The sequence below is a fragment of the Acidisoma sp. S159 genome, from assembly GCF_009766125.1.
Taxonomy (GTDB): Bacteria; Pseudomonadota; Alphaproteobacteria; order Acetobacterales; family Acetobacteraceae; genus Acidisoma.
Window position 1 is genome coordinate 94,237 of sequence record NZ_LMUG01000067.1, and the last position, 24,811, is coordinate 119,047.

General features: G+C 63.7%; 29 protein-coding genes. 19 read left to right on the plus strand and 10 right to left on the minus strand.

Annotation, left to right across the window (positions count from 1 at the left end; genetic code table 11):
* Positions 1 to 22: 22 nt before the first annotated feature.
* The 4 genes from recQ (at position 23) to GSQ92_RS23090 (ending at position 3,468) form a co-directional block, all read left to right on the plus strand.
* On the plus strand, positions 23 to 1,846 hold the full coding sequence (recQ, locus tag GSQ92_RS23085; RefSeq protein WP_159014102.1) for a DNA helicase RecQ: 1,824 nt from the start codon (positions 23 to 25) through the stop codon (positions 1,844 to 1,846).
* A 112-nt stretch (positions 1,847 to 1,958) separates the two neighbouring features.
* The gene (locus tag GSQ92_RS31840; RefSeq protein WP_371418084.1) at positions 1,959 to 2,261 is read left to right on the plus strand and encodes a DUF6932 family protein; all 303 of its coding nucleotides are present in this window, start codon (positions 1,959 to 1,961) and stop codon (positions 2,259 to 2,261) included.
* Positions 2,252 to 2,536 (plus strand): DUF6932 family protein, encoded by a 285-nt coding sequence (locus GSQ92_RS31845; RefSeq protein ID WP_371418088.1) that lies wholly within the window; start codon positions 2,252 to 2,254, stop codon positions 2,534 to 2,536. The genes GSQ92_RS31840 and GSQ92_RS31845 overlap by 10 nt, the downstream gene beginning before the upstream one ends.
* Positions 2,533 to 3,468: a hypothetical protein gene (locus GSQ92_RS23090; RefSeq protein WP_158806014.1), complete on the plus strand. Its 936-nt coding sequence runs from the start codon at positions 2,533 to 2,535 to the stop codon at positions 3,466 to 3,468. Before GSQ92_RS31845 ends, GSQ92_RS23090 begins: the two co-directional genes overlap by 4 nt.
* Before the next feature lie 108 nt (positions 3,469 to 3,576).
* Here the strand turns inward: GSQ92_RS23090 and GSQ92_RS23095 are convergent, their stop codons facing one another.
* Positions 3,577 to 3,807, minus strand: a complete 231-nt coding sequence (locus tag GSQ92_RS23095; protein ID WP_216850606.1) for a hypothetical protein — start codon at positions 3,805 to 3,807, stop codon at positions 3,577 to 3,579.
* 163 nt (positions 3,808 to 3,970) lie between these two features.
* Between GSQ92_RS23095 and GSQ92_RS23100 the strand changes: the two genes are divergently transcribed.
* From GSQ92_RS23100 to GSQ92_RS23120, 5 genes are all read left to right on the plus strand, one after another.
* Positions 3,971 to 4,240 carry a hypothetical protein gene (locus GSQ92_RS23100; RefSeq protein ID WP_158806015.1) on the plus strand — a complete coding sequence of 90 codons (270 nt, stop codon included), beginning with the start codon at positions 3,971 to 3,973 and terminating at the stop codon, positions 4,238 to 4,240.
* 304 nt (positions 4,241 to 4,544) lie between these two features.
* A complete protein-coding gene (locus tag GSQ92_RS23105; RefSeq protein ID WP_158806016.1) occupies positions 4,545 to 5,360 on the plus strand; it encodes an ABC transporter ATP-binding protein in 816 nt (271 codons plus the stop codon).
* Positions 5,361 to 5,394: 34 nt separating this feature from the next.
* Positions 5,395 to 6,171, plus strand: a complete 777-nt coding sequence (locus GSQ92_RS23110) for a transporter substrate-binding domain-containing protein (RefSeq protein WP_174246741.1) — start codon at positions 5,395 to 5,397, stop codon at positions 6,169 to 6,171.
* A gap of 69 nt (positions 6,172 to 6,240) precedes the next feature.
* Positions 6,241 to 6,915, plus strand: a complete 675-nt coding sequence (locus GSQ92_RS23115; protein WP_216850607.1) for an ABC transporter permease — start codon at positions 6,241 to 6,243, stop codon at positions 6,913 to 6,915.
* Between the two features lie 4 nt (positions 6,916 to 6,919).
* The gene (locus tag GSQ92_RS23120; RefSeq protein WP_158806017.1) at positions 6,920 to 7,612 is read left to right on the plus strand and encodes an ABC transporter permease; all 693 of its coding nucleotides are present in this window, start codon (positions 6,920 to 6,922) and stop codon (positions 7,610 to 7,612) included.
* A 193-nt stretch (positions 7,613 to 7,805) separates the two neighbouring features.
* On the opposite strand, the gene GSQ92_RS23125 is transcribed toward GSQ92_RS23120, so the two are convergent.
* Entirely contained in the window at positions 7,806 to 8,426 is a 621-nt protein-coding gene (locus GSQ92_RS23125; protein WP_158806018.1) for a YqgE/AlgH family protein, read from the minus strand.
* A 153-nt stretch (positions 8,427 to 8,579) separates the two neighbouring features.
* Here GSQ92_RS23125 and GSQ92_RS23130 point away from each other — a divergent pair, with 153 nt between their 5' ends.
* On the plus strand, positions 8,580 to 9,059 hold the full coding sequence (locus tag GSQ92_RS23130; protein WP_158806019.1) for a peroxiredoxin: 480 nt from the start codon (positions 8,580 to 8,582) through the stop codon (positions 9,057 to 9,059).
* Between the two features lie 12 nt (positions 9,060 to 9,071).
* Here GSQ92_RS23130 and GSQ92_RS23135 read toward each other — a convergent pair whose 3' ends face one another.
* Positions 9,072 to 9,344: a DUF2312 domain-containing protein gene (locus tag GSQ92_RS23135; protein ID WP_158806020.1), complete on the minus strand. Its 273-nt coding sequence runs from the start codon at positions 9,342 to 9,344 to the stop codon at positions 9,072 to 9,074.
* Between the two features lie 258 nt (positions 9,345 to 9,602).
* On the opposite strand from GSQ92_RS23135, the gene GSQ92_RS23140 reads away from it, so the two are divergent.
* On the plus strand, positions 9,603 to 10,118 hold the full coding sequence (locus GSQ92_RS23140) for a hypothetical protein (RefSeq protein ID WP_158806021.1): 516 nt from the start codon (positions 9,603 to 9,605) through the stop codon (positions 10,116 to 10,118).
* 62 nt (positions 10,119 to 10,180) lie between these two features.
* Here the strand turns inward: GSQ92_RS23140 and GSQ92_RS23145 are convergent, their stop codons facing one another.
* Entirely contained in the window at positions 10,181 to 10,429 is a 249-nt protein-coding gene (locus GSQ92_RS23145; RefSeq protein WP_158806022.1) for a DUF1244 domain-containing protein, read from the minus strand.
* Between the two features lie 220 nt (positions 10,430 to 10,649).
* On the opposite strand from GSQ92_RS23145, the gene GSQ92_RS23150 reads away from it, so the two are divergent.
* Complete coding sequence (locus GSQ92_RS23150) at positions 10,650 to 11,150, plus strand: hypothetical protein (protein ID WP_158806023.1); 501 nt, start codon at positions 10,650 to 10,652, stop codon at positions 11,148 to 11,150.
* A gap of 82 nt (positions 11,151 to 11,232) precedes the next feature.
* Here the strand turns inward: GSQ92_RS23150 and GSQ92_RS23155 are convergent, their stop codons facing one another.
* From GSQ92_RS23155 to GSQ92_RS23165, 3 genes are all read right to left on the minus strand, one after another.
* Positions 11,233 to 11,487 carry a DUF1244 domain-containing protein gene (locus GSQ92_RS23155; protein ID WP_158806024.1) on the minus strand — a complete coding sequence of 85 codons (255 nt, stop codon included), beginning with the start codon at positions 11,485 to 11,487 and terminating at the stop codon, positions 11,233 to 11,235.
* An 8-nt stretch (positions 11,488 to 11,495) separates the two neighbouring features.
* Positions 11,496 to 13,100, minus strand: a complete 1,605-nt coding sequence (locus GSQ92_RS23160; protein WP_158806107.1) for an electron transfer flavoprotein-ubiquinone oxidoreductase — start codon at positions 13,098 to 13,100, stop codon at positions 11,496 to 11,498.
* An 81-nt stretch (positions 13,101 to 13,181) separates the two neighbouring features.
* On the minus strand, positions 13,182 to 14,594 hold the full coding sequence (locus tag GSQ92_RS23165; protein ID WP_158806025.1) for a short-chain fatty acyl-CoA regulator family protein: 1,413 nt from the start codon (positions 14,592 to 14,594) through the stop codon (positions 13,182 to 13,184).
* 137 nt (positions 14,595 to 14,731) lie between these two features.
* Here GSQ92_RS23165 and aceA point away from each other — a divergent pair, with 137 nt between their 5' ends.
* The 4 genes from aceA to GSQ92_RS23185 all read left to right on the plus strand — a co-directional run bounded on the left by aceA (position 14,732) and on the right by GSQ92_RS23185 (position 18,569).
* Positions 14,732 to 16,018, plus strand: a complete 1,287-nt coding sequence (gene aceA, locus GSQ92_RS23170) for an isocitrate lyase (RefSeq protein ID WP_158806026.1) — start codon at positions 14,732 to 14,734, stop codon at positions 16,016 to 16,018.
* 10 nt (positions 16,019 to 16,028) lie between these two features.
* The gene (locus tag GSQ92_RS23175) at positions 16,029 to 16,211 is read left to right on the plus strand and encodes a hypothetical protein (protein WP_158806027.1); all 183 of its coding nucleotides are present in this window, start codon (positions 16,029 to 16,031) and stop codon (positions 16,209 to 16,211) included.
* Positions 16,212 to 16,377: 166 nt separating this feature from the next.
* A complete protein-coding gene (gene pyk / locus GSQ92_RS23180; RefSeq protein ID WP_158806028.1) occupies positions 16,378 to 17,826 on the plus strand; it encodes a pyruvate kinase in 1,449 nt (482 codons plus the stop codon).
* Between the two features lie 5 nt (positions 17,827 to 17,831).
* Positions 17,832 to 18,569: an SDR family NAD(P)-dependent oxidoreductase gene (locus tag GSQ92_RS23185; protein ID WP_158806029.1), complete on the plus strand. Its 738-nt coding sequence runs from the start codon at positions 17,832 to 17,834 to the stop codon at positions 18,567 to 18,569.
* Between the two features lie 545 nt (positions 18,570 to 19,114).
* Here GSQ92_RS23185 and GSQ92_RS23190 read toward each other — a convergent pair.
* Complete coding sequence (locus GSQ92_RS23190; RefSeq protein ID WP_158806030.1) at positions 19,115 to 20,575, minus strand: GNAT family N-acetyltransferase; 1,461 nt, start codon at positions 20,573 to 20,575, stop codon at positions 19,115 to 19,117.
* Positions 20,572 to 21,255 carry a tRNA (adenosine(37)-N6)-threonylcarbamoyltransferase complex dimerization subunit type 1 TsaB gene (tsaB, locus tag GSQ92_RS23195; protein WP_159014103.1) on the minus strand — a complete coding sequence of 228 codons (684 nt, stop codon included), beginning with the start codon at positions 21,253 to 21,255 and terminating at the stop codon, positions 20,572 to 20,574. The genes GSQ92_RS23190 and tsaB overlap by 4 nt, the downstream gene beginning before the upstream one ends.
* Positions 21,256 to 21,359: 104 nt before the next feature.
* On the opposite strand from tsaB, the gene lnt reads away from it, so the two are divergent.
* Together lnt and GSQ92_RS23205 are read left to right on the plus strand one after the other, a co-directional pair.
* Positions 21,360 to 22,853 (plus strand): apolipoprotein N-acyltransferase, encoded by a 1,494-nt coding sequence (gene lnt, locus GSQ92_RS23200; RefSeq protein WP_158806032.1) that lies wholly within the window; start codon positions 21,360 to 21,362, stop codon positions 22,851 to 22,853.
* A gap of 212 nt (positions 22,854 to 23,065) precedes the next feature.
* Positions 23,066 to 23,536 (plus strand): helix-turn-helix domain-containing protein, encoded by a 471-nt coding sequence (locus GSQ92_RS23205; protein ID WP_158806033.1) that lies wholly within the window; start codon positions 23,066 to 23,068, stop codon positions 23,534 to 23,536.
* A 22-nt stretch (positions 23,537 to 23,558) separates the two neighbouring features.
* Here GSQ92_RS23205 and GSQ92_RS23210 read toward each other — a convergent pair whose 3' ends face one another.
* Positions 23,559 to 24,470, minus strand: a complete 912-nt coding sequence (locus GSQ92_RS23210; RefSeq protein ID WP_158806034.1) for a LysR substrate-binding domain-containing protein — start codon at positions 24,468 to 24,470, stop codon at positions 23,559 to 23,561.
* Between the two features lie 103 nt (positions 24,471 to 24,573).
* Between GSQ92_RS23210 and GSQ92_RS23215 the strand changes: the two genes are divergently transcribed.
* A complete protein-coding gene (locus GSQ92_RS23215; RefSeq protein WP_158806035.1) occupies positions 24,574 to 24,780 on the plus strand; it encodes a DUF1127 domain-containing protein in 207 nt (68 codons plus the stop codon).
* The last annotated feature ends 31 nt before the right edge of the window (positions 24,781 to 24,811 follow it).

A 24,811-nucleotide genomic window follows, 5' to 3' on the forward strand; every position in this document is an offset into this window, starting at 1 on the left:
GCCTGATGAGACGGACCCAGCCTTGCACCCTTTCGCCGACCCAGCCGAGGTCCTGAACCGCGTCTTCGGTTTCCCGGGCTTTCGCGGCCTGCAGCAACAGGCGATCGAGCATGTCGTGGCGGGCGGCGACGCCCTCGTGCTGATGCCGACCGGCGGCGGCAAAAGCGTCTGCTACCAGGTGCCCGCCCTCTGCCGCTCTGGCACCGCGATCGTCGTTTCCCCCCTCATCGCGCTGATGGATGACCAGGTCGCCGGCCTCCGCCAGCTCGGCGCCTCCGCCGGCGCGCTGCATTCCGAGCTGGAGCCGGAGGAGAGCCAGCGGGTGTTTCGCGCGCTGATGGATGGCACGCTCGACATCCTCTACCTTTCGCCCGAGCGCATGCTGTCCAACGGCATGATGGATCGCCTCGCGCGCCTCCACATCGCTCTCATCGCGATCGACGAGGCGCATTGCGTCTCCGCCTGGGGCCATGAATTCCGGCCCGAGTTCCGCGCGCTAGCCTGCCTGCCCGAGCGCTTCCCCAATGTCCCGCGCATCGCATTGACCGCCACCGCCGATCCCCGAACGCGCGCGGACATCCTGCAAGCGCTCGACATGCCGGAGGCGAAAGTCTTCGCCGCCAGCTTCCATCGCCGCAATCTGCACATCGCCGCGAGTCCCAAGACCAGCGAGACGGCGCAGCTCGCGAGCTTCCTGCGCCGCCATGAAGGTGCTGCCGGCATCGTCTATTGCGGCAGCCGCGCCAAGACCGAGCGCACCGCCCAGCGTCTCCGCGAAAAGGGTCTGCCCGCGCTCGCCTTCCATGCCGGACTGGCGCCCGAGGAGAAACGCGCGAACCTCGCGACCTTCCGCTCCGGCGAGCCGGTCATCATCTGCGCCACCATCGCTTTCGGCATGGGCATCGACCGCCCGGATGTGCGCTACGTCGTGCATCTCGACATGCCCGATAGCCCCGAGGGCTACTACCAGCAGATCGGCCGCGCCGGTCGGGACGGCGACCGTGCCGACACGTTGCTGCTGTATGGCGGAGAGGATATCGGCCGCGCCCGTCACTGGCTGACGCAAAGCCAGGCGCCCGAGACGCAGAAACGCGTCATGCGCGAGCGGCTGGAGGCGATGATCACCCTCAGCGAAACCACCGCCTGCCGCACCCGCACGCTGCTCGCCTGTTTCGGCGAGGAACTGGCGGAGCCTTGCGGCCATTGCGACACCTGTCTCTCGCCGGTGGCTTTGTTCGATGGCACGGAAGCGGCGCGCAAGGCGCTCTCCGCCGTCTACCGCACCGGCGAGCGTTTCGGCGCGCTGCATGTGGTGTCCGTGCTGCGCGGCGAGAAGACCGAGGCGGTGGAGCGCCATCACCACGATGCTTTGCCGCTGTTCGGCATCGGACGGGACCGCAGCGTGTCCTTCTGGCGCGGCGTGTTGCGTCAGCTCATCGCGCGCGGCGCTTTGCGCACGGGCGAGGGCGATTACGCGACCTTGGCGCTGGACGCGGATTCAGCGCGCCCCATCCTGCGCGGCGAGCAATCGGTGATGCTACGCGCGGACGAGGTGGCGCAGAATCTGCCACGCGAGCGGGGTGCCGCGCGTCGCGGGGACGCGCCCGCGCCGGCGGATGTGGCGCCGCCGGAGGACGCGGATACGTTCGCGGCGTTGCGGGCGTGGCGGAGCGAGGAGGCACGACGGCAGGCTGTGCCGCCTTACGTGATTTTCCACGACAGCGTGTTGCGGGACGTGGCGGCGCTGCGGCCGGCGACGCTGGGGGCGCTCGGGCGGATCAAGGGCGTGGGGGCGAGTAAGTTGGAGCGATATGGGGAGGGGGTGTTGGGGGTTTTGGGGCGATAGACGGAGACAGATCGCCCTCAAAACCCTGGATCGAGTTACGTCAGAGCAGGAAAGGGCTATCCCGGCCCAAAATCTACCGATATCGTAACCATTCCATAATCTTGTGACGCTAATGATTCCTTCTCTGTCTCATTCTGGTTTGTTGCCTCCATTCTTGGGTGGCGATCCGGCGGTGTCCGCCGATCGGGCACCTTACCTTACTGACATGGCAAATCTTGCAACTACCTTCGCAACGTCGATAACCAGAGGGAGCATGTTAGAGGGTCTACTTCGCTATCGAGAGAAGCTTGAGGCGCTTGGTTTTACCGGCTTCCAGTGGATTGCGGGTAGCTTCGTTGAGGACTGCGAAAATCTGCGGGGTCGTCCCCCAGGTGATATTGATGTCGTTTCGTTCGTTCACGGCCGATTTCAGTAAGGGCGCCCGCGCAATGGACGCAATTCGTCGAGGCTGAACTTTCCACATTAGCGGGGCTTTTCATGCCGGCCTCAAAACTCGACTTTAACTGTGATGCGTATATAGTGGAACTAGACGTAGAGTCTGCCAGCTTGGTGCCGTTGACGCATTATTGGTACGGTCTCTTCAGTCATAGCCGGAATGGGGAGTGGAAAGGGATCCTGCAGGTTCCTTTCCCTGATCCTGCGGCCGATGCGCTAGCTGGAGCTGCGCTGTCGCAGAGGAGAGCGTTGTGAACCGTAAGCTAACCCGTGACATTCTCTTCGCAGAACAGGCAGCTTTAAATCGTTTGGTCGATCAAGTGCCGTCAGATGCGCTGTTGACATCAATCTCGCTTCGGAGTCGCCGCGATGCGGTCGCCGAGGAGATAAAGGCTTTAGATACTTCCACAGATACGACGGGTACCGCGACGCTGGTTTTCGGTGGCCCGCGAGTGCAAGGATCACGCTCAATCGATACAGACTTTGCTGCTCGCAGTCTCGCAGCATATCAGGATTTGATCACAAAGCAGGCCGTCGGCCGTGTTCACGGTACTTTTCGTCAGAGTGGTCCGATCCCCGATCGCGTACAAGCGCGGCTAAATATCACTGGAACATTGCATGGCTCATTCGGGTTCGTGCTTGAGGAAGAGGGAGCGGAGGAGCCCCAACTGTTCGCTTCGACCGTAAAGATAGCAATTTCTGAAGTCACTGATCTAATACATCACTTTGCCTATGCAGAGGACTTGGAGTTTGAAAAAGCTCTCGACAATATTGATAACCGTCTGATGATCAGTTTGAGAGATTTGATAAAGGCTTTGCAAGATTCCGAAGGGACTTTGCGTATAATAGAAAGTGACCGTGAGCGTTACTTTAACAGACAAGCCGTAAGTCGCGCGTCGTTTCGAGCCAATGATAGCAGCATCTCTGAAAGAGAAGAAAAGGTAAGGGGAAAACTCGTTGGACTCTCTCCTGTTGCCAGGACATTCGACTTTGTTCGCGAAGATAATGATGAGACTATAACTGGTGTGGCTGGCTCTCAGCTCAGTCAAGCATTTTTGAGCCGCATTAAGGATGAAGGCCTCGAGCTTGGACGCCGCTGGTTGGCAACAATTTCAATCAAAACTATCGAGCGGTCTCAATTCTCGAAGCGGTCATATATTCTAACCGACCTAACGGCAGACGAATAACATCCAGAGGAACATTGAGAAGCGCTTTTAGTATCTTCCCTTACGATCGAACCCCCACACCTACCTCTCTAGATACCGATAATACAAAACAAAATCCCCGCCTGCGGGTTACCCCGAGGACCAAGCATCCGAACCAGGCTCTTCGGTAGCCCCGACCGTCTTGCCCAGTGTCTCGAAGCCGACGGTTGCCTTGATGTAGTCGCGCAGGATCGCCTTGCCGGTGTCCACGTCGCCGGTTAACAGCGCGTCGATCCCCTCGCGCAGCAACGCCTCGCCGAAAGAGGGCTCGCGCGCGATGCGCGTCTGCACCAGATCCTTGAAACTCCGCGTCAGCGCCATATCCAGCCTCCACTCACCCCGGCCTCAGCCGTCGTCGTTTATAAGCTGCCCACAACACCCTGCGCCGCCGCCATCTCGTTACCGACGCTCTTTCGACCGGCCGGCCAACTGAACACGACAGGAATTTGCGAGTTCTTAACGTTGAATAGGTTAGGATCTCGGGATGCAGCCGATCGATATCACCTGGGGTAGAGTATTCCGCATTTACTGGCTTTTTCTTTGGCGAGGATTTGTCGGAGGTGTGGGGCTGGGAGCCTTGTCGGGCGTCGGGATAGTAATCTTCCGACATTTCTTTGTGTCGCTGGGGCATGCTGGTGTGGTTTTGGCTACGTCAATAGGGGGAGTGATCGGCATTGTTTGGGCGGTCGTCGTCATTCGCATGGCGCTTCGAAAACGATATCGTGGCTTTCGTCTTATTATGATTGAGGCATGAAGCTGTAATCGCGAAATTCACCGTAGAGCGCGCATCTTGGCTTAGCCTGCCCGGCGAGGCCAATTGTCGGCATACTTCTCAAAGAGTCCGGATCTACTTACCATCGGACCGCCCCGAAGAAGGCACGTAGCAGCGGATATGCCCCGCCGTGGCCCATGAGGTGAAGCAGGAGCAGCGGTTTAAGCGGAACGCCGCAAAATCGCCCACTAGTCCCCGCCCGAGATCAAACCCACCCCACACCCCCAGCTTGACACCCGCACCCCGTCCACCCAACTTCGCCCTCGCCCAGCGGAGGCCCATCGCCATGTCGACCACCACCGTCCTCGACGCCAGCACGCCGCGCGGGACGGCCGCCGAGGCGCTCCGGATCGAGGACCTGCATAAGTGCTTCGGCCCCCTCGAGGTGCTCAAGGGCGTCTCCCTCACTGCCCATGACCATGATGTGATCGCCATCCTCGGCAGCAGCGGCTCCGGCAAATCGACCCTGCTGCGCTGCATCAACCTGCTCGAAATGCCCAATGCCGGGGAGGTCTGGGTCAATGGCGAGCTCATCGCCATGCGCCGCCACAAGGATGGCACCCAGGCCCCCGCCGACCGCCGCCAGGTGGAGCGGATTCGCCGCCGTCTCGGCATGGTGTTCCAGCAATTTAACCTCTGGACCCATATGACGGTGCTGCAGAACCTCATCGAGGCGCCATGCAATGTCCTGGGACTGTCGAAGCGCGAGGCGACCGAGCGGGCCGAGGCGATGCTCGCCAAGGTCGGCCTCGCCGAAAAGCGCAATGCCTATCCGGTGCAGCTTTCGGGCGGCCAGCAGCAGCGCGTCGGCATCGCTCGCGCGCTCTGCATGGAACCCGCCGTGATGCTGTTCGACGAACCGACCTCGGCGCTCGATCCCGAACTGGTGGGCGAGGTGCTGGCCGTGATGCGAGATCTCGCGCGGGAGGGCCGCACCATGCTGGTGGTGACGCATGAGATGGCCTTCGCCCGCAGCGTGGCGAGCCGCGTCATTTTCCTCCATCAGGGGCGGGTGGAGGAGGAGGGCACGCCCGACGAGGTCTTCCTGCGCCCGAATTCCGAGCGCTGCCGTCAGTTCCTCTCGCGGATGCTGACACATTGATGTTCACGACTGCAAAACGAGAAAGAGGCGTCTCATGAGAAACTGGCTTTGGGGTGCGGTGATCGCGGGCGGCGCGATGTTTACGGTGCATGCCTATGCGCAGGATGTCGTGCGCATCGGAACCGAGGCGGACTATCCGCCCTTCGAATACACCGCCGCCAGTGGCCAGTTGAAAGGCATGGAGATCGAACTCGGCAACCAATATTGCGCCGTCGCGAAGATCCAGTGCAAATGGGTGAATATGAGTTTCGACGCGATGATCGCGGCGCTCAATGCGCATAAGATCGACGCGGTGCTGTCGCAGATGGGCATCACCGATGCGCGTGAGAAAAGCGTGTCGTTTACCTCGCCCGTGACCTTTAACGGCGTCGTGGTGGTCGGTCCCAAAGGCTCGGCGATCACCGAGGATCCGGCCACGATGAAGGGCAAGACAATCGGCGTGCAGAGCGGGACGATTGAGGAAGTCTGGGCCAACAAGACTCTGAAGGGTATCGCGACCGTCAAATCCTATGACGGACAGGACCAGGCTTTTCAGGATCTGCAGGCGCAGCGGATCGACGCCACGGTCTGCGACCAGCCCGTCGCCTATGATTTCCTGCGCAAGGGCGGCAAGGCGGAGTTCGATTACCTCGGCAAGCCTTTGGTCGATCCGGCGACGCTGGGCTCAGGCAATACCGCCATGGCGGTACGCAAGGACGACACCAAGCTGCGCGATACGCTGAACGCCGCGATCACTCAGGTGCTTAAGGATGGTTCCTTTGCCAAGGTGAACGCGGAATATTTCCCTTTCAGCATGGCGCCGAAGTCCTAGCGCCGATTCTGTCGCCGTCATGCTCGGGCATTCTTCACCGGGGATGACGGTGATGTCGCGGGTCATCACGTGATCGATCTCCAGGGTTACGGCTGGCAGTTGCTTGTCGGTGTCGCCGTCACCCTGGAACTTGCCTTTACCTGTCTGGTCTGCGGCCTTCTGCTCGGCATGTTGCTGGCGGGTGCCAAGATGTCGCGGAACGTCGTGTTGCGGCGGGTGGTGACGGCGGTCACCAATCTCATCCGGGGCATTCCGGAATTCGTCATCCTGCTGATCTGCTATTTCGGCCTCACCAATCTCATCTACATGGTGACCAAAGCGGACGCGCAGCTCAGCCCCTTCGCGGGTGGCGTCTTCGCGCTTTCCCTCGTGCTCGGTTGCAATTCGTCGGAGACGTTTCGCGGCGCTTTCCTCGCGGTGCCGCATGGCCAGATCGAGGCGGGACGTGCTTTTGGCATGCGGCCGGGCCATGTTTTTCTGCGCATTCATCTGCCACAGGCTTGGCGCGTTGCTTTGCCCAGCCTCAACAACCTTTGGCAGAATCTGTTGAAGGATACTTCGCTGGTTTCGGTTCTTGGGCTGCAGGAACTCATGGAGAAGGCGAATATCGGCGCTCAGGTCACACGCGCGCCTTTCACGTTCTTTCTTGTCGCTGCCTTTCTCTATCTTCTGCTTCTCGCGGGCTCCACGCCGGTGTTTCACGCGTTGGAGCGCTTCTCCAGCCGCGGCGTGCTGCGGAGATGAGGCGATGAACACGCTTTCCGCCTTCTGGACGAATTACGACGGCCCAGGCTTCATCGCTGGCACGCTGCTGACCATTCAGCTCGTCGCGATCTCGGTCGTAGCGGCTTTCGTGCTCAGCCTGCCCTTGGCGCTCGCACGGTTATCGCATAGCGCTGTGCTGCGGAGTGTCGCCTTCTGCTACGCCGCTTTCTTTCGCGGCACGCCGCTGCTGATCCAGATTTTCCTGATCTATTACGGCCTCGGACAATTCGCCTTTCTCCGTCACTCCTTCGCCTGGGTCTTCTTGCGCGATGCCTATCCCTGCGCCCTCATCGCTTTGACCTTGAACATGGCGGCCTATCTCGCGGAGGTCGTGCGCGGCGGCATTCTGGCGGTGCCGCATGGCGAGCGCGAGGCGGCAACCGCCATTGGCATGAGCCGGGCGCTTGCCTATCGCCGCATCATCCTGCCGCGCGCCTATCGCCTGATGCTGCCCGCGCTCAGCAACGAGGTGGTGATCCAGCTCAAATCCACGGCGCTGGCGAGCACCATCACGCTCATGGAATTGACAGGGGTCGCGCGACGGCTTGTGGCGGTCAGCTACTCGACCAATCCGCTGCTTATCGCGGGGGCGATCTATATTGTGCTGACCTTCATCATCACCCGCGGATTCGGCTTCGCCGAAGCGCGTCTCAACCGCCACATGATCCGAAGCTAGCGTGGAATGTCTTTAATTTGCACCGCAGTCATTCCACCTCGTCATGCTCGGCGAAGGCCGAGCATCCACGCCTTGCTAGCTTCACAAAAGTAAGGCGTGGATGGCACGGGGTGCCCCGCACGCCTTCGCGTGCCATGACGGATCTTTTGGGCGCGGTTCAGTATAAGGTCATCATGCGCCGTAGCGCCCCCGCCTAGCCGTGCCCAGCGGTTGGTGAGAGCAACGCCGGATCGACATGCAGCTTGTCGAGGGCCCGGCGCCAGCGGCTGCCATTGTCGGCGTCGAAGATGAGGGCCTCGTCCGAGGGCACCGATAGCCAGGCGTTGTTGCCGAATTCCTCGTCGAGCTGGCCGGGTCCCCAGCCGGCATAGCCCAGGGCCAGCAGGCATTCGCGAGGACCATTGCCCTCGGCCACCGCCTTGAGGATGTCGAGGCTCGTGGTCAGCGCGAAATCCTCATCGACCGCCAGGCTGTTCTCGGCCGTCCAGTCCCGCGTGTGCAGGACGAAGCCGCGCACGCTGTCGATCGGGCCGCCGGCGCAAAGGCGAATCTGCCGCTGCGGCGGCACCGGGCTGATGTCGAGCTGCTTCAGCAGCCCCTCGAAATTCGGCCGGTCGAGCGAACGGTTCAGGATGATGCCCATCGCCCCATCGGCATTGTGGGCACAGACGAGAATGACGCTATGAGCAAAGCGCGGGTCATCGAGCAACGGCATCGCGGCGAGGATCTGGCCGGTCAGCCGGCGATCCGCCTCCTCTGACGCGGGCGTAGGCGCGGGCGGGTCGGAGTCGAAGGATGCGAGCTTTTTGGCCATCCTCGAAATTTGGCGCGGCCAGGGCTCCTCCGCAAGCGGGGCGCTCTGCGGTATCGCACGATGCCGCGTGTCGTTGAGGTCTTCGCGCCTAGGTGACTCGGCGGCGGGCCGGGGTTAGGACTTCGCGTTCAACGTGAGAGCACGGAGCATCCCATGATCAAAGTCGGCGATACCATCCCCAGCATCAAGCTGACCCAGGCCACAGCCGATGGCCCGCGCGCGGTGACGACGGACGAAATCTTCGGCGGCCGCAAGGTCGTGCTCTTCGCCGTTCCCGGCGCCTTTACGCCGACCTGCAGCGAGCGCCACCTACCCGGTTTCCTCGAGAATGCGGAGGCTTTTCGCGCGAAGGGCATCGATGCCGTGGCCTGCATCGCGGTCAACGACGCCTTTGTGATGCGCGCCTGGGCCAAGGACCGGGCAGTGGATGACCGCATCATCATGCTGGCGGATGGTTCGGCGGATTTCGCTTCCGCGCTCGGTCTGCAGCTCGACCTCATGGGCCGTGGCATGGGCATCCGCTCGCAGCGCTACGCGCTGGTCGCGGACGACCGCAAGGTGACGTTCCTCGGCGTTGAGGAGGCCGGCAGCTTCGAGGCCAGCCGGGCGGAGGATGTGCTGGCGGCGCTGTAGCGCCACCCGGCGTCACATACCGAGGGCGCGGCGGTAGACGTCGAGGAGGGTCTCCTGCTCCTCGACATCCGCCGGCTCTTGCTTGCGGATGCGGATCAGCTGGCGAAGCACCGCCACGTCGAAGCCCGCCGATTTCGCCTCGGCATAGATGTCCTTGATGTCGCTGCCGAGCGCTTTGCGCTCTTCCTCCAGCCGCTCAATGCGCTCGATGATGCTGCGCAGGCGGTCGGCCGCGATATTGCTGTGGGAGGCGGCATCGGCGGTTTCGGTGGTGTCGAGCGCCATGTCGGTAACTCCTCGGGCAACGGCGGGGGAGGGCGCATTAACCCGCCCGGACGGCGATGGTCAACCGCGCCCAGGCCCCTTCCTATGTCGCGAATCACAGCCGCCGCGGGAGCGCTGGAACCGTTGAGAGGCGCAAAAGGCCGTAAACGAGATCGAAGTTTACAAATGATAGATGAAAACCAAAAACGGCTCGCAACGTAATATTGTGTAAACGCTTTAGGCGGCTCCCTACGCATCTCCATTGAGGGGTTGCGCGCTATGAACATCGGTGCCTCGAACAACCGCATCGCCGCTTCACGAGCAGATCCTGCATCGCGTGCTTTGCGGCAGCAGGAAGATGCGTTTCGCGAACTGCTGAAGCCCAAGAAAATGAAAGATGGTGTTGGCCTTGGGGAAACCGGTGGCTTCGGCTTCGGTCCGCCGCCGCCGGGATTTTGGAAGTCGGTAGGAGACAGTATCTCCGGCGCCGCGAGCACCGCATATAGGGCGGTCGTTGGGTACCAGCCTAGGTACATGCGACCGGACTTAAACAAAACCTTTCGTCCCAAATCGGGCGGGGGTGAGCCGGTATACGCAGCGGGCGAACAGGGATACGCGGCGGGTGAAGCGATCTATCCTTACGTTCTGCCGGCCGTCGTTGTCGTTACTTTTGCTGGCGCTGGCGGCTATGTCGGCCATCGGCTCTACAGATGGTACAACGACCCCGCTTACCAGCTGGTCCAATCGCCCTATCCGGCTGAAGTCCTGCCGCCGATCCGGCGAGCCTCCGTCTGAAGCCTGATCAGGCTCTCAGGAGCGCAAGAAGGGCAACTTCGTCGGCTCATCCTGATCTGCTTTCATCCCGCCCTATAGTAGGCGCCTACTTCTGGAGGGAGCGCCTGCCATTCCTTGTAAGGCATTCCGTAGTCAATCTCGCGGGCATCGGGATCGGGCAGCGCCACGCCGCGCGTGTCAGCAACCTCGCGATAGCAGCGGGAGAGGCAGCTGCGGGAGAAGCTAGCCAGATCCGTGAGGTCGATGTTTTGCACATCGGACTGCTCGAGTAGATGCGCGACCAGGCCGCGGCATCGGCGAAAAGAGCACATCGGCCCGCCGTAGCGGCTGTGGTCAATCGAACACCGGCCCAATCCATCTCTCGAACCACTCCCGCTGCCCCGAGCGGCCGGAACCATTCAGGGGCGGAAAAGGCCGCAAACGAAATCATCGTTAAGAAAAGATAATCGAGACTCAAAATCGGCACCTAAAGTAATATTGTGTAAACCCTTTGAGATGTTTGCTGCAGGTCCTCATTGAAGGGATCGCGCTATGGGCATCGATACCTCGAACATCCGCATTTCCACGCGACAGGCAAACAATTCATCGCTTGATGCGCGACCGCAGAAAGATGGCTTCGGTACGCTTTTGAAGGCGAAGGATGGTGCAGGTTACGGAGCAACAGGCGGCTTCGGCGGTGGTCCGTCGCCGCCGGGGTTTTGGGAGTGGGTCAAAGGCAATATCGTCAGCGCTGCGGGTGCGGTGTCCAACGCGATCACCAATTTTGGCGATAACAGGCCCAATAAAACCTACTGGGGGACGCCCCCGGGGCTGTCCGGAGGCGTCAAAACCCGCATCAGTCCCAAAATGGGCGAAGATTGGCCAGTCTATTCATACGCGCTGCCGGTTGTGGGTGTCTTGGCAGCGGGGACGGCGCTCACCTACGGCGGCTATCGGCTCTACGACTGGTACTACAACGATCCGGGCTACCGGCAGGTTCCGCCGCGCATCCCCTCCAACTTCTTGCCGGAGATGCAGGAAACGCGCCTCTAGCGCCTGATCGGGATCTCAGAGGGCCAAGAAACGCTCGATCGGCTCACTCTGAGCCGATCTGCCCAATCGCGGCCGCAGGCGCCTACTTCTGGTGGAGCGCCTGCCATTCCTTGTAAGGCATGCCGTAGACGATCTCGCGGGCGTCGGGGTCGGGCAGCGCCACGCCGCGCGCTTCCGCCGCCTCGCGATACCAGCGCGAGAGGCAGTTGCGGCAGAAGCCGGCCAGATTCATGAGGTCGATGTTCTGCACATCGGTCCGCTCGCGCAGATGCGCGACCAGGCTGCGGAAGGCCGCCGCTTCCAGCTCCGTCCGCATCGTGTTGTCGATCTCGGTCATCGTTCGCCTCACATGCCGCCAGGATAATTCGGGCCGCCGCCGCCCTCGGGCGTGACCCAGTCGATGTTCTGCATCGGGTCCTTGATATCGCAGGTTTTGCAGTGGACGCAGTTCTGCGCGTTGATCTGCAACTGCGGATGACCCTCCGCGACTCCGACAGCCTCATAGACTCCGGCGGGACAGTAGCGGCTTTCCGGGCTGCGGAACTTCTCCCAGTTCACCGGCAACCATTCCGCCGGGTCGCGCAGGTGCAGATGCACCGGCTGGCCTTCCTCGTGGTTGGTGTTGCTGATGAAAACCGAGGAGAGGCGGTCGAAGGTCAGCACACCGTCCGGCTTGGGATAGACGATGCGATCGTCGTCGCGGGCCGGTTCCAGCGTCTCGTTATCGGCATGCGGGTGATGGAAGGTCCAGGGCGCCTTGCCGCGCAACAGCACGGTGTCGATCGCCGAGTAGAGAAAGCCGCCGAGGTTGCCGAACTTCGCGAAGGACGGGCGAATGTTTCGCACTGAGGATAGCTCCTCGTGCAGCCAGCTCCCGCGCACCTTAGCGGTGAAGCTGCTGGGCTCCATCGATCCTGTCGCCCGCGCCTCCGCTACCGCTTCGGCCGCCAGCATGCCGGATTTCATCGCCGCGTGGGTGCCCTTGATCTTCGGCACGTTGAGGAACCCCGCCGCATCGCCGAGCAACGCGCCGCCGGGAAAGGTGAGGCGGGGGATCGACTGTAACCCGCCCTCGCTGAGCGCCCGTGCGCCATAGCTGATGCGCCGCCCGCCCTCGAAATGTTTCCGAATGTGCGGGTGGGTCTTCAGACGCTGCATTTCGTCGAAGGGCGAGATCCAGCTGTTGCTGTAGTCCAGCCCGATGACGAAACCGTAGGATACCAGATTGTCGCCGAAATGGTACAGCCAGGACCCGCCATAGGTGCTGCGATCCATCGGCCAGCCGAAGCTATGCTCGATCAGGCCCGGCTTGTGATTGGCCGCCGGTATTTCCCACAGCTCCTTGATGCCAAGCCCATAGGTCTGCGGATCGACACCCCGTCTGAGATCGAAGCGCGCCATAAGCTGCTTGGACAGGCTTCCACGGCAGCCCTCGGCGAAGAGCGTATAGGGTGCGCGCAATTCCATGCCCGGCTGGTGGTTGGGGCCCGGATGCCCGCTCTTGTCGAGGCCCATGTCGCCCGTGGCGATGCCGACGATGCGGCCGCCTTCCTCTAGTAATTCAGCGGCCGCGAAGCCGGGGTAAATCTCCACACCCAGCCCCTCCGCCTGCGTCGCGAGCCAGCGGACGACATCACCGAGGCTTACGATGTAATTGCCGTGATTATGCATCTGGGGCGGCGTCGGCAGTTTGAAGGCGTGTTTCTCGGTGAGGAAATAGAAGCGATCGTCCTTCGCCTCGGTCTTGATCGGGCTGTCCATGTTGCGCCAGTCGGGCAGAAGCTCGTCCAGGGCGCGGGGCTCGATGACGGCGCCTGACAGGATATGGGCGCCGACCTCACTGCCCTTTTCGACGATGCAGATCGAGGTCTCGGGTTCGAGCTGCTTGAGGCGAATAGCGGCGGCGAGTCCGGCGGGGCCGGCGCCCACGATCAGGACATCGAATTCCATCGACTCGCGTTGCATGATTGCTCGTTCCTCTAAGTCTCGTGGCCGTTAGATGCCTGTGCCGTCCGCGCGTCGCAAGCCGCGCTAGGGGCGGGGCCGCGGCTCGAAACGATAGGGGCTATTGCCCTTCATATAGGGATCGAGCGCCAGACGATGCTCCAGCGGCGGAAAGGCCCGGCTGCGGCAATCCGCTCGCTCGCAGAGACGGCAGGCGAGACCGATGCCGGTGACGCCGCGCGCGACGTCCAACCCATCCGCATAGACCAGTTCCGTGGCGTGGCTCACGTCGCAACCCAAGGTCACGGCACGGATGGGCGGCGGATCGCCCCAGCCGGTGGCCGGTCCCGCGACCGTGCGGGCGAAGCAGAGAAAGGTCGCCCCGTCCGGCAATTGCGCCACCTGGACCCGCATGGCGCCGGGGGTGGTGAAGGCAGTATGGGGCACCCAGCGCGCGCAGGAGCCGCCATGCTGGAGGAACGGAAAACCGGCCGCCGAGAACCGCTTGGTGATATTCCCGGCCGGATCTGTGCGCAGGAAGAAAAACGGAATGCCACGCTCGCTAGGCCGTTGCAGCGTCGAAAGCCGGTGGCAGGCCTGCTCGAACGAAACGCAGAAGCGTGCGGCGAGCACGTCCACATCATGCCGCAGCGCCTGGGCAGCCGCCAGATAAGGGCGATACGGCATCAACAGGCAGCCAGCGCTGTAGTTGAGCAGACCGATGCGGATAAGCCCCGCCGCCTCCGGCGAGGAGGGCGCGATCTGAGCGACGGCCGTCTCCACCGTGTCGCGCGCTTCCAGCAGCATGAGCTGGAAGGCGAGGTGAAACCCCCGGCTTTCGCGCGGCAGTTGCTCCGACAGGATCAGCAACCGCGCCTCCGGATCGTAGGAGCGCAACGCGCCCTGCAACGGCGCTACCCGCACCACCAGACCGTGGCGCTGACGCAGCCGCTCGGCGATGGCGTGGTTGCGTTCGGCGGGTGCCAGCGAGGAGCCTTCGCTCGACATCGCATCGCTGAGGGCTTCGGCGGCGGCTTCCAGCGCGGGGAAGTGATTGTTGCGCTCGTGGAAGACATCGCGGGCTTCCTCGTTGGGCAGCATGATGCGGCGGCCGCTCGGCAGAGCGATGCCGCTCGCATCCTCCCGCGCCACGCGCAGCGCGCGATACAGCGCCAGGACAGCCTGGGACGCCTGCGGGATCGCGGCGAGTGCTGCGATGTCGGCCTCGGAAACCGCCTCGGCGCCGAGCAGCGGATCCGTAAGCGCCTCCCGCAGCCGTCCCTCCCGGTCGCGTTCCTGCACGCCGGAGAGCACGCCGAGATCGACCTCCAGAGTCTCGCCCAGCTTGATCAGCAGCGCCGCCGTTACCGAGCGCTGATCATGCTCGATGAGGTTCAGATAGCTCGCGGAGATGCCCAGCCGGGCCGCCAGCGCTTGCTGGGAGATGCCCTTCTCCTGACGAAGTCGGCGCACCGTGCGGCCGATGAGAGGACGCGACATTTACAAGCCTTTACGCCTTCACAAGCCTCTCCGTAAATCCAACAACGCTGTTGCCATCGTGAGACTGTAATCCCGGATGAACCTTGGCCGAGCTTGTGTCAAACATTGACTGAGACGCTGCCAAAGGAAACCGCGCCATGCTGGACGCCATCAGCCAAGACGACCCCGAACGTTTCAGCGGCATTCGCCGCGACTACACGCCGCAGGAAGTCGAGCGGCTCTCGGGCTCCTTCCGGATCCGCCATACCCTCGCCGAAATGGGCGCCCGCCGCCTCTGGCACCTGCTCAAGACCGAGCCCTATGTCCACACCCTGGGCGCGCTGACGGGCAACCAGGCGATGCAGCAGGTCAAGGCGGGGCTCAAGGCCATCTATCTCTCCGGCTGGCAGGTCGCGGCGGACGCCAATGTCGCCGGCGAGATGTATCCCGATCAGTCGCTTTACCCAGTCAACTCGGTTCCGGTTGTCGTCCGGCGCATCAACAATGCGCTGCGCCGGGCCGATCAGATCGCGCGGCTGGAGGGTGATGAGGGCCAGCCCTGGATGGCGCCCATCATCGCCGATGCCGAGGCTGGCTTCGGCGGCCCGCTCAATGCCTTCGAGCTGATGCGCGCGATGATCGAGGCCGGTGCGGCCGGGGTCCATTTCGAGGATCAGCTCGCATCCGAGAAGAAATGCGGCCATCTCGGCGGCAAGGTACTGGTGCCGATCAGCCAGCATATCCGCACGCTGAACGCCGCCCGCCTCGCCGCCGATGTCGAGGGTGTGCCGACGGTCCTGCTCTGCCGCACCGACAGCCACGCGGCGCAGCTTCTGACCTCGGATGTGGATGAGCGTGACAGGCCGTTCCTGACCGGCGAGCGCACACCGGAGGGCTTTTTTCGCATCCGGGAAGGGCAGGGGGTCGAATACGCGATCGCCCGCAGCCTCGCCTACGCGCCCTATGCCGATCTGCTGTGGTGGGAAACCAGCGAACCCAATCTCGAAGAGGCGGCGCGCTTCGCGGAAGCCATCCACGCGCAGTTTCCGGGCAAAATGCTGGCCTATAACTGTTCGCCGAGCTTCAATTGGAAGAAGAAGCTGCCGGACGCCAAGATCGCGGACTTCCAGCGCGAAATCGGCGCCATGGGCTACAAGTTTCAATTCGTCACACTCGCCGGTTTCCATAGCCTCAACCACGGCATGTTCACCCTGGCGCGCGGCTACGCGGAGCGCGGCATGGCGGCCTATTCCGAACTCCAACAGGCGGAATTCGCCTCGGAGGCCGCCGGCTATACGGCGACGCGCCACCAGCGCGAGGTCGGCACCGGCTGGTTCGATGCCGTCGCCGTCACGGCGAGCGGCGGACGCTCCTCCACCACGGCCATGGCCGGCAGCACCGAAACCGAACAGTTCCACGACACCCCCGCCCAGGCGGCGGAATAGGAGAAGACCGATGTCCCATTTGCACGATTTCGACGACGGCCTGGTGCATGCCCATAGCTGGGTCAGCGAACCACAACCTGTCCATCATAGCCGGGGCAGGATCAGCGCGAAGATGACTACCGACGCACCGCAGGCAAGCCTCGCGAACCGCGTCGTCAGCGAGCGCCGCGACGACGAGAGTGCGGCGGCCTGACTGCATAGGGAGGGGGCTCTTCACCCTCTCTTCTCACGCCGGTAGGGGTTGATTCACGTCCCGCAATGATGGCTGATGCCGCGGCTATCGACCTGCCCCGAGACACTGGGGCGGGCCGATATGCGCTCGGCCGCTCGGGCCGCCAATTCAAGCTGGGACGTCCCGCATGTCGCTCTCAAGAACGCCGATCGCCTCACAGCGGCTGCGCCGCCATCGCCGTACCAAAATTATCGCGACGCTCGGCCCGGCCAGCTCGACCACCGAGATCATCACCCGGCTGTTCCAGACCGGCGCCGATGTGTTCCGCCTCAATTTCAGCCATGGCAGCCACGAGGACCACGCGGCCCGCATCGCCTCGATCCGCGAGATCGAGCGCCGCTTCGACCACCCGATCGGCATCCTGGCGGATGTTCAGGGCCCCAAGCTTCGCGTTGGCCGCTTTGCCGGCGGCAAGGTGCATCTCCAGACCGGCCAGACCTTCCGGCTAGACCTGGACGCGACACCCGGCGATTCCCGCCGCTGCAACCTGCCGCATCCCGAGATCATCGCCGCCGCCGCCATCAACACCAACCTGTTGCTGGATGACGGCAAGCTGCGGCTGCGCATAACCCGCAAGCGCGACGATCATCTCGAGACCGAGGTGCTGGTCGGCGGCGCGCTCTCCGACCGCAAGGGCGTCAACGTGCCGGATGTCATCCTGCCGATCCCCGCGCTGACCAAGAAGGACCGCATCGACCTCGACTTCGCGCTCGCGGCCGGGGTCGATTACATCGGCCTGTCCTTCGTGCAGCGCCCCGAGGATGTGATCGAGGCGCGCGAAATCGCCGCCGGCCGGGCCTGGATCATGGTCAAGATGGAAAAGCCCCAGGCGCTGGAAAATCTCGACGAGATCCTGCGCTTGACCGACTGCGTCATGGTCGCCCGCGGCGATCTCGGCGTGGAATTGCCGCCGGAGGAAGTGCCGCTTGCGCAGAAGCGCATCGTTCGCGCCGCCCGCCAGCTCGGCAAGCCGGTGGTGGTGGCGACGCAGATGCTGGAGAGCATGATCACCGCGCCCGCGCCGACCCGCGCCGAGGCCTCCGATGTCGCGACGGCGGTGTTCGATGGGGCGGATGCCGTCATGCTCTCGGCCGAAACAGCGGCCGGACAATTCCCTTACGAGGCCGTCAATATCATGGACCGGATCGTGGCGAGGGTGGAGCAAGACGAGGGCTGGCGCGACATCACCAACGCCTCTCGCCCGGACCCCGACCCCTATTCGGCGGATGCCATCGCCGCGGCGGCTCAACAGGTGGCGCATACCATCGGCGCCTCCGCGATTGTCGCCTTTACCGCGAGTGGCGGCACCGCGCTCCGCGTCGCGCGGGAAAGGCCGGATTGCCCCATTATCGGACTGACCCCGCGCCCCGAGACCGCGCGCCGTCTCGCCGTTGTCTGGGGGGTCCATGGCGTTGTCTCTGCGGAAATCGACTCCTTCACGGATGCCGCCGAGCAGGCCCGCGAGGCCGCGCGGCAGGAAGGCTATGCCCAGCCGGGCCAGGAGATTGTTCTCACCGCCGGCATCCCGTTCCGCCAGTCGGGCGGCACCAACCTTCTACACGTGGCAAAGGTCTGAACACGATGTCCGGGGTTGTGATTGTTACCGGTGGGAGCCGAGGCATCGGTGCCGCCATCTGCCGCATCCTGGCGGCCCGTGGTTACGCCGTCGGCGTGAACTATGCCCAGCGGGCGGAGGCGGCTGAAAGCGTCGTCGCCGAGATCCGCGCTGCCGGCGGCCGCGCCGAGGCGCTCGCCGGCGATGTCGGCGACCCCGTGGCGGTGGGCGCGTTGTTCACCGCCGCCGATCGAGTCCTTGGACCGCTGACGGCGCTCGTCAACAATGCGGGCATTACAGGTGATGTGAGCCGGGTGGATGCGCATGAGCCGGCCGCGCTGGAACGCATTTTCGCGGTCAATGTGCTCGGCACAATTCTCTGCGCGCGGGAGGCTGTGCGCCGGATGTCGCGCGGTCATGGCGGCCAAGGCGGCGGTATCGTCAATATCTCATCGATCGCGGCCCGCACGGGTGGTCTTCCGGGGCTGACGGCCTATGCGGCGACCAAAGGCGCGGTGGAGAGCTTCACCAAGGGCTTCGCCAACGAGGTCGGCGGGGAGGGCATCCGCGTCAATGCCGTCGCGCCCGGCATGACGGCGACCGACATGGCGACTGAGGAAATGCGCGCGCTCGCCGCGCGGAGCGGCGTCGTCCTCGGCCGCATCGGAGAGGCCGAGGACATCGCCGAGGCGGTGGCCTGGTTGTTGTCTCCGGCGGCCTCCTATGTGACGGGCACGGTCGTCACGGTGTCGGGCGGGCGGTGACGCCTCTAGAGTTTGCTCTGAGTGTAGTAGTCGAGAGGCTTCGTGCACTCGGTACGAGGCGTCGGCGGCTGTTTTGGAACGGGTCCTTCGTACTCGAATAGATACCGTTGTCCCCAACAGTAGAAGGACCCAGGCTCGTCGTTTTCCTTAGCCCAAGGCTCATTGAAGACGGCGGGCGGCGGCATACTTCCGCCGAACTCGGGTCGCGGCGGCAAATAACTTGCTCGAGACTGAGTCTGTTGTGCTGGATGAAAGAGTCTCCCGTAAATCGGGTATCGCACAGGGACCGTTGGCGTACCGTACCTTCACATCCAGGTTGGTCATACGTCGCGTTACCGGGCGCTTGGCCATACCTCGCTCTATAGGGCTCGTAGACAGTCAGATGATGATTGGGGGCGTAAGCTCCTAAAGCAGACGACATCCGTATTTATCCTCTTTTTGTTCTGGAGCGCTCAAGTTTGCGCCACCGCTGAGAGGATTGATGAGTTGGTTCTAACAAAGTGTTTCAATGCCCGCCCGCGTGTGTTTCTGATTTAGCCACGCGCTCAATATCCCCGCGCGAAATCCACCGGCGTGAGCAACGGCTCACCCGTCTCCATCGCCGCCAGATTGGCGAAGAAAACGTCCAGCGAACGGGGGATGTAACTCACCACATCATCCACCGCGGCATGCGGCGTCATCACCAGGTTGCGCGTGGTCCAGATGCGATCATCGACCGGCACCGGCTCCGGGTCGAAGACATCGAGCACCGCTCCGCCCAGATGGTCGCCGTCGAGCGCGTCGCACAGCGCCGTCTGCTCGATCAGCGGGCCGCGGCCGATGTTGATGAGGAAGGCGCCCCTAGGCAGCAAAGCGAGACGCCGGCGGTCGACGATGTGGCGGGTCTTGTCGGTCAGCGGGCAGGAAACAAGCAGAAACTCGGTTTCCGGCAGCACCGCGTCCAGCATCTCCACGCCAACGACGCTGCGGCAGGCGGGATGCGGCTTGGGCGTGCCGCGAATGCCGGTAACCTCCATGCCGAAATGCGCCGCCTGCTCCGCCGAGGCGCCGCCCATGGCGCCCAGCCCGAGCACCGTCAGCTTGCGGCCGCGCAGCCCTCGGAAAAACCGCTGCTCCCACCGTTTTTCCTGTTGATCCTTGATGAACCCCGGCATGCCGCTCGTCAGCATGAGCAGCGCCATGGTGACGAACTCCGCTGCTTTCTCAGTATGCGCGCCGCGATTGTTGATGAAGGGCACCGGCGGCATCTGGTCGCGCGGGAGGCTGTCGATACCCGCCGCGACAGTGAAGATGAGACGCAGCTTCGGTGCATGCTCGGGGTGAAGCAGCGGCAGGACCTCAGCGAGTGGTCCCGTTCCGGAGACGAGGACTTCGACCTCGGGCAGCACCGCCTTCAGCGCCTCCGCCGAGTTGCCGAAACTCACCGCGTGCGCGGCGCCCGCGCGTGCCGCGGCCTCGGCGAATTGCGTTTCTTTGACCGTGAAAATGGACGGCGCGGAGCCGTTGTGAACATGGATGCGCATAGGCCGAGACTGCCGCCGCCAGGTCGCGGTGGCAACCGGTAGAGCGACGCGCATCACCCGCGCATCCTGACCATTGGCGTAGTAGGCGCGCCGCCGCCCGACATCCTCGAAGCCGAGGCTCCGATAGAGCGCAAGCCCGTTGCGGTTGCCGACCGCGACCTCCAGGAACATCTGCCGCGCGCCGAGTTCGCTCGCGTTTGCCATCTGCGCCAGCAGCAGCCCGCGTGCGACGCCGCGACGGCGTGCCGATGGGATGACGGCGATCGTCAGCAACTCGGCCTCGTCCGCCGTTATCCGGACCAACGCCATGCCGCCGCGCCGGTCGAGCAGCGCGACCACGCCATGCATGCTGAGCTGGGCCTCGAAGGCACTGGCGCCCCAGACCTCGCCACCGCTGCCGTAAGGTGTGACCGCCGCAAGGCTCGCCGTATGAATCGCCGCGAGAACGGCGGCATGGCCCGCGCCGACTCGCTCGATCGTCATGAGGCGGAGCCTGGCGGCGGGCGCAACCCCCCGCGCGGCGGCAAAGCCCGTGGCGGGTCGATATAGAGCGGCAGCGGCGCCAGGGCGGGTCTTTCGCCGCGCAACCGCCTCACCGCGGCGGCTGCGACCTCTGCGAGTTCCGGGCGGCGTGCCGCGACAGGGCTGACCGCGGCACCGCGCGCGGCAAGGGCGTCGCAAAGCGGCATCGCGGCATCGCCGGCTATCAGCACAGTGCCATCCGGCATCGGCGCCGCATCGACACTCGTCGCCAGCCAATCCGCCGGATCGTCGGACCGCGACAGGAAGACGCGGCCTTTGCGGGCATCCAGCGCGCACCACAAACCCGCGCCCAGCCGTGGCCCAACGCCTTCCGCCAGCGCCTCCGCTACTGTGACAGCGATGATCGGGCAACCAGCGGCGAGGCTGAGACCATGGGCAAAAGCGAGGCTCGCGCGGATGCCGGTGAAACTGCCGGGCCCCACGACCACCGCGACCCCCGCCAGGTTCCGGGGTGCTACGCTCTGGGCGTCGAGGAGATCGGCGACCAGGCGAGGCAGTAGCGCCGCCTCGCCTGTCGGTCCCTCGCGGCTGATCTCGCCACGCATCGCGCCATCCGCCCATAGCCCGGCCACGCATCGTGTCGAGCTTGCGTCGAGCGCGAGGAGGGGAAGGGTCAGCATAGTGTTCCGAGCTTGAAAACTCGCCTTACGCAAGAATCACACTCTGTGCCAGCGCTCGCAGAACTCGCCTTGCCGACAGGGCCGCACCCCTGTAGCCGGCGCGCATGCGCCACTCCCCGCTTTACGCTTTCGCCCTCGGCCTGATTTCCGCCCTGGCCCTGCCGCCGCTCTATTTCGTGCCGGCCCTGTGGCTCGCGGTGCCGGGGATGCTCTGGCTGGTCGGCCGCGCCGCGAGCTGGCGGCAGGCCGCCTGGATCGGCTTCGCCTTTGGCTTCGGTCACCACCTTATCGGGCTCTACTGGATCACCGAGCCGATCCTTCTCGAAGCGGCGCAGTTCTGGTGGCTCGTGCCTTTCGCGGCGCCGGGCCTGGCGGTCATCCTGGCCCTGTTCATCCTGGTGCCGTGCCTTGCGGCCTGGAAGGCAGCGCCGGGCTTGCCGAGACTCCTGGTCTTCGCAGGCACCTGGGGCCTCGCCGACTTTGTGCGCCAATTCGTCGTGACCGGCTTCCCCTGGAACCCCTGGGGCGCCGACTGGGCAATTCCCGGCCCGATCGGGACAATCTTCCTCCAGCCCGCGGCTTGGATTGGCGTTCTGGGCCTTACCATCCTGACGTTGATCGCAAGCGGATTGCCGGTTCTCGGCCGGCGCGGTGCGGCGGCCTCGCTGGCGCTCCTTTTACTTTGGGCTGGCGCAGGAGCACTGCGCCTCTCCATCCTGCAGCCGCTCCCCCAGCCTCAGCAGCCGCTGGTCGCCATCATACAGGGCAATGCCGCGACGGGGCAGGTTCTGGATCAGGCCGGCGCCGTGACGCTCTTCCGCCGCTACCTTAGGCTAACCGAGCAAGCTTTAGCGCAGACGGACGGCAAGCGACCAGTCGTGGTTCTTTGGCCGGAGAGCGCCTCGCCCTTCTTCCTCGGGTCGGATGCGGGGGCGCGTGCGGCGATCGCGGAGACCGTTGGCCCAGGGGTAACCGTTTTGGCGGGTACTATCCGTTTGGGTGATGGCCAACGCTACTACAATAGTCTCGCAGCCGTTGATGGGGCGGGTCCGCTCGCAGCGATCTACGACAAGTGGCATCTCGTGCCGTTCGGGGAGTATCAGCCGGCCTGGATGCCGATCCAGATTTTGCCCGGGCAAGGTTTCAGCCATGGGATAGGACCGCGCACACTTCATCTGCTGGGGTTACCCCCGGTCGGACCGTTGATTTGCTACGAGTCGATCTTCTCCGGGCAGATCATCGTGGCGAGGGATCGCCCAGCCTGGATGGCCCTGGTCACCAATGACGGCTGGTTCGGCAACAGCAGTGGACCGCGCCAGCATCTCGCGGAAGCACGATTACGCACGGTCGAGGAGGGATTGCCACTGGCGCGCGCCGCCAACACAGGCATCTCGGCCGTCTTCGATGCCTACGGCCGGGAACTCGGTCGATTGGGGATAGGGCGGACGGGTGTTTTGGTTCGCGCATTGCCGCCGCCACTCCCTCCGACACTCTTCGGTCGAGGCGGCTTGACCATCCCGCTCATCTTTGCGGTAGTGACTCTTTTCTTGGGCGTAATCTCATCTTTAAGGATTTTGAGTAAAAATGTGACGGTGTAACGGAGCTACGTCGAATGGTTGTGTCGAGGCGCCAAGAGCTACGTTGACAGTTTTGAGCGCTAAGTTAACAATTCCTTGACGAACACCTTTTCCCCCATGGGTTGTCGAGTTACGATGAAAAATCCGGATCGAGACCGGGCGACCCCACACGCTCCACTTCCGCGAGCATCCAAATTTTGGGTACAGCGGTTTTGGCGCCACGGGCGTCCTGAATGAGCGACCTTGTAGGTCAGGAGCGGCCAGAGCGAGATGGCCGGCCGAGCCCGATCGACGTCCATGTCGGGTCGCGGATCCGCTTGCGACGAACGCTTCTCGGGATGTCCCAGGAGAAGCTCGGCGATGCCCTGAGCCTGACCTTCCAGCAAATCCAGAAATACGAGCGCGGCATGAACCGCGTTGGCGCGTCGCGGCTCTTCGACCTCTCGCGCGCCCTGGACGTGCCGATCAGCTTCTTCTTCGACGATATGCCCAGAGCCTTGGGCGGTGCCGGCGGCCAGGAAAGCGGCGGAGGACGATCCTCTGTGCTCGCCTTTGCTGAGCAGCAGGAAGGCTTCTCGGACGAGCCGCTGAACAAACGGGAAACGCTTGAGGTCGTCCGGGCTTACTACCGGATCACTGATCCAGGGGTGCGCAAGCGCGTCTTCGATCTCATGAAATCACTCAGCACGCCGGAGCCCAATTGAGTTTGGGCTGGCCAGCCTTGCCTCAGGCGGCGAGGCCGGGACTCGCGCGTAGCGGCTTCTCGGAATCCTGCAGAAAGGTCTCTTCGATATAATCCGCCAGCAGGTCGGTGACCGGCTGCCGCGCCTCACGTCCCTTCGTCATCATAATTTGGTAGTCGGGGAGGGAAGGGACATTATCCTCATGGCCCATCACCCTTAGCTCGTCAGGCAGGATGGTCGCGGGCGCCACCGTCACGGCAAGACCCGCCATGACCGGCACCAGCGAGCCGATCTGGCTGGCCGAGGTATAGGCGATGCGAAACCTCCGACCCGCCGCAGTCAGGCGGTCGATCGCCGCCGACCTCCAGCAGCAATCGCCGGCCGCCAGAGCGAGGGGCAGCGGATCCAGCCGATGGGCGGAATGCCGCTTCGAGGTCACCCAGACCAAGGGGCCGTGCCAGAGCGGCGTGCTGGTGCCACCCTCCACCTTCTGGCCTTCCGAGATGAGCGCGAGATCGAGCATGCCGGCCTTCAGCCGCGCGGCGAGTTCGACCGATGGCGCGCAGACGACCTCGACCTCGACGCTCGGATGGCTCTCGGCGAAACGCTTCAGGCTCGCGGGCAGAAAGCGCAGCGCATAGTCGTCGGGCGTGCCGAGGCAGACCGCGCCGCTGATGCTGGGTTCGTGGAAGGTCGACCAGATGCCGTCATTGAGCGCCAGCATCTGATGCGCGCGTTCAAGCAGGAACTGGCCGTGTCGGGTAAGTTCGACACTGCCGCCGCGCCCGCGATGGAGAAGCGGCGCGCCGAGCAGCGCTTCGAGCCGCTGCATCTGCATGGAAACCGCCGATTGCGTGCGCCCGACGAGCTGCGCGGCGCGGGTAAAACTGCGCTCCTCCGCGATAAAGGCGAAGACGCGAAGCAGGTCGGGATCGATGGCGGGAGGACGGCTCATGAGCATCAAAATGCCTGATCCTCAGGATAAATACAATTCGTTTTTCTAATGCGGATGGCTGCATCATTCTCTCCTCAACGACAAAGCGGAAAAGGAGATCGTCATGTCGCTCTCTATCCAGACCATCCGGCTTGGCCGGCATATCGAAGTTTCGCCGGTGTCGATCTGGCACGCGACGGCCAGCTACATCAACCGTATCCGGCGGCAGGCATCGCTGCGCCGCGAGGTTGAGCGGATGGACGACCATATGCTGGCCGATATCGGGCTCTCGCGCGCCCAGGCCTTGTTCGAGGTCGATGAGAGACTCTGAACGATGACGCACCTCCTCGTTTCCCAGCCAT